This window comes from Mesorhizobium sp. M7A.F.Ca.US.005.03.2.1 (assembly GCF_003997795.1).
In the GTDB taxonomy this organism is placed as follows: Bacteria; Pseudomonadota; Alphaproteobacteria; order Rhizobiales; family Rhizobiaceae; genus Mesorhizobium; species Mesorhizobium ciceri.
The window spans coordinates 1-3596 of record NZ_RZRP01000659.1 but is presented as its reverse complement, the minus strand read 5'-3'; the positions used below and the strand labels follow the sequence as shown (position 1 = coordinate 3596).

Sequence of the window (3596 nt, the reverse complement as noted above, 5' to 3'; positions counted from 1 at the left end):
CGCCTCCTCTGCACACGCTGACTTTGCGACGCGAGGGTACGACAATGAAGGCCGGGAGCCAAGGTGGCGTGCGGCACATGGAAGATTCGCCGAACCTGGCGCAACCGCGGCCTCAAGTGTTATCGTTTGCATGTCTGGTTTACGGGAACTTTGCGGGCCTCTGATGACAGTTCAAATCAGCCGGCCGCCACAGCCAGGGGACAGGATGTGATTCTGTCGTCCCTGCTTGCGAGTACATTCAACAGACGAACTCGGTAGCAGCGGTGAATTGGCGGTAGCCCTCTACCGACTCGAACCCCCATAAATGCTTGGATCAAGGTTGCACCACAGCGGATCCAAAACACCCCGACCTCCTCCAGAGGGCCCGCATCTCGACGGGAGCCGCAAGACAGAAAATTCGAAAAGCTTCTAGGAAACCCAAGCAGACTGAACGGCGCTGCGGACAATGAGGTTTACGAATACACCGGCGAACATTCGCATTGGGGCGGTCAATATCGTCGGCAGAAGAGCGTCCGAAAGGGCTACCGGCGGCTCCCTCGTAGGAACGAAAAAAGAAGAGAAGCAGAACTTTCTTGTGCGTTTTTTGCACACAATGTTCCGTAACCAGTTGATTATGTTCAGGTATCCGGCCAGTCCATCATGGGCGCTATGGCTATCCTAAACCTTTGATAATCTTTCATGCTTCATAACTTCGACAGGTTGGATCGCGTCGTACGGGCTCTATCACGCGCCATGATAGGCCCAAGCCGCAAATCGGCGGATGACTGGCCGGCGCCACGGCGTGGGGCGTCGAATACCTCAATCGCAGGGTAGCGTATAGGTCGACCTGGCCGGAATTGCCAACGCGTCGTCTGCTTTCGATGCCTGGGCGGAGGACGGAACCCTCCAGCTTCGTATGACGGTGTCTGCGCCAACGATGTGGCTAGGAACTGGGAAGGCCAGCCCTCGACAGCATCTCAAGGAACCGGGAATGATGATGATCCTTTACATAGCGCGGCACAAAGCCAGGGCAGACGTTGCTCAGATTGAGATGCGGAAGTTGTGACAGGCAATGGTGGATGGCCCGGGACGCTTCTTCGTTGTTTCCGGTGGCCGACGCGGTCGCGGCCCAATAAAGGGCGCCGCGAACGAAGCCAGGCTTTGTCCTGACCACTTTGCGGGCGGCTTCGAGCGCCCGCTGGTTGTCTCCGCCAGCGAAGAGCGCCACAACCAGGCCGTGGTGGCGCCAGAAGTCAATGACATCGTGCGTTCCGAGCCGGATTGCTTCGTTGGCCTCACGCACCGCTTCGTCGACCTGTCCGCGCAACGCAAAGAGCATCGAAATATCGCCGTGGCCAGTCGGGTAGCTTGGGTTGAGGCTGATCGCGTGGCGGCATTCGGCGATCGCCTCGTCGATGCGACCGCAACTTTCGAGAGCGAACGACAGAATACATCGGGCAATTTCATCGTCCGGTACCGCCCGCACTGCGGCTTCCGCAAGCTCGACCGCACGCTCGATCACCCCACGCTCCCGAGGCAGCGCACCAAACGCCACGCCCATGGATATTACGATTGAGAGCGTCCGCTTTGCACGGGCGTTGTCGGGACCTATCGAAAAGGCCTTCTCGGCGAGCTCTATCCCGACCAAAAGTGAGTCCCGAGTCATCTCAAAATATTTCATGAGGGCTTCGTTCACCAGCCTGCGCACTTCAGGGATCCCTGGCGGGCTTTTGTCTCGAACCTTCCAGTTGGTCAGTTGAAGTTCGAGGATCACGGCAAGAACAACAGACTGTGCGATCCTGTCCTGGAATTCGAGCGCGTTCTCGGAGTGGCCGTCGAACTTCTGGGCCCAGACATGGTGGCCGCCGGCGGCATCGACGAGCTGGACATTCACCCTCAACCCATTGCCGGATCTCTGGACGCTGCCGCTGAGCATATATCGCGCCCGGAGTATCCCTGGTGTCTTGGCTTCTTCGCCTGGGCCGCTCTTCTCGGACGGAAGCGCGGCGAGCACGACATAGTCGGCCACTCCGGAGAGGGCTGTCGTGATGTCCTGGACAAGGCCCTTGGCGAAAAAGTCGTCGCCTTGCTTTCCGGTCAGATTAACGAAGTCGGCAACGCTGATGGACGGACGCCCAAGGCGCTGGCTGGACGGAACACCATTTGTCGACTGCACATTTGAAGCGTCGTCGGCGGCAAGCAACAGAGATTGCCAAAGCGCCCGCGTTTCAGGGCCGGCTTCGACGCCGAACTCCTTCTTCAGCATGCTTCTGCAGGCTTCGTATGTCCTGATTGCCCTGTCGCGTTGGCCACATGCGAGCAGCAATTCCATCTTGAGCCGATAGGATTCTTCCCGTGTCGGTTCCATGGTCAGAATACGATCGGCCAGGATCAGCCCGGCATCGGGGTCGACGAGACGGGCCAGTTTTTCGAAGGACTCAAGCGCGCGGCCGAGCAGCCTGTCGCGTTCCGATGTGATCCAGTCATCGAACGCATTGCTTCCCAAATAAAGCCCGTCGAGGAAGGGCCCGGTGTAGTTCGCCAAGGCCTTCGCCAGCTCCTGGGCGGAACGGGCCGAGAGACCCGTTTCGAACTTCTCCGCGTCGACTTGAACCAGCTCTGGCCTCAGGGCGATCAACTCACCGCTGGAATGGATGAGATCCACCCCCTCTCGCGCCAGATCCTGGCGCAGGACACTGAGGGCCTGCCGAAGGCTGTTGCGCGAATGTTCAGCGTCGCTGTCGCCCCATAGGAGGTCAGCCAGCCTCTCCCGCGTCGCCGCCATGCCCGGACACCGGGCCAGATAGGCGATGATTGCCGGCCCTCGTTTCCCGGTCAGCCGAAGCGGGCCGGCCGTTTCATTTTCAATCCGGAAACCGCCGAAGAGTGAGATTCTATTTGCAGCGCCGCTGTCCTCACTTTGCATTTGCTATCCCAGCCTGACGAAATCCTAACTCAAAACTAACGCTTCGCAACAGTCGGCCTTCGCGCTCAAGCGCTGCCGTAACGGCAGGCTGTTTAGGCTTTGCTAAATTAAGGCGACCAAGTCAACGAAAGGCTTGGTTCGAGGGGGGCGCGTGTCCAGGACAAGAGCCAATTTGCTGCTGCTGTTTGCAGCCGCTTTGTGGGGCTTCGGCAATGTCTCGCAAAAGATGGTGCTTGTGCATCTCGACGCGCTGAGTGCTGTGGGTCTGCGATGCCTGATCGGCGGGCTGCTTGTGCTGCCCTTTGTCTTCATGGAGAAGCGGCTTCCGCTCGGGCCGGACTATTTTTCCAGCTTGGCCAAGGTGGGCGCGCTGTTTGCCATCTCCATCACGCTCCAGCAGCTTTGCTATCTCGGGGCCTCCGTCACCAATGCGAGCTTCCTGGTAAGCACGGCAACGGTAATGACACCGCTGGCCGCCTGGTTTCTCGTAGGCGAACGTCCGACAGCGAGTCTTACAATCGCCGCCGGATTGACCCTTGTTGGAGCCCTGCTGTTGTCGGATGGGATAGCCGGGTTCAGCAGTGGCGATCTTACCGCTGTGCTCTCGGCTGCCTGCTATGCGCTCTGGGCAGTCGAGCTGGGCCGGCACATGCAGGTGCATGCGCGGCCGTTCACCGCTGCCGCGACACAG

The 3596-nt window shown here is 59.3% G+C and carries 2 protein-coding genes; one reads left to right on the top strand and one right to left on the bottom strand.

The window, feature by feature from the left end; all coding sequences use genetic code 11:
• Nucleotides 1–922: 922 nt before the first annotated feature.
• The gene (locus tag EN991_RS27770; protein ID WP_127369951.1) at nucleotides 923–2905 is read right to left on the bottom strand and encodes a BTAD domain-containing putative transcriptional regulator; all 1983 of its coding nucleotides are present in this window, start codon (nucleotides 2903–2905) and stop codon (nucleotides 923–925) included.
• A gap of 151 nt (nucleotides 2906–3056) precedes the next feature.
• Here EN991_RS27770 and EN991_RS27765 point away from each other — a divergent pair.
• Nucleotides 3057–3596, top strand: a 540-nt coding sequence (locus EN991_RS27765) for a DMT family transporter (protein ID WP_164769411.1), incomplete at its 3' end; no start/stop codon positions are given.

Bases quoted from the DNA above. Each gene is read 5' to 3' on its own strand.
- EN991_RS27770 (WP_127369951.1), bottom strand. From the start codon at position 2,905: ATGCAAAGTGAGGACAGCGGCGCTGCAAATAGAATCTCACTCTTCGGC.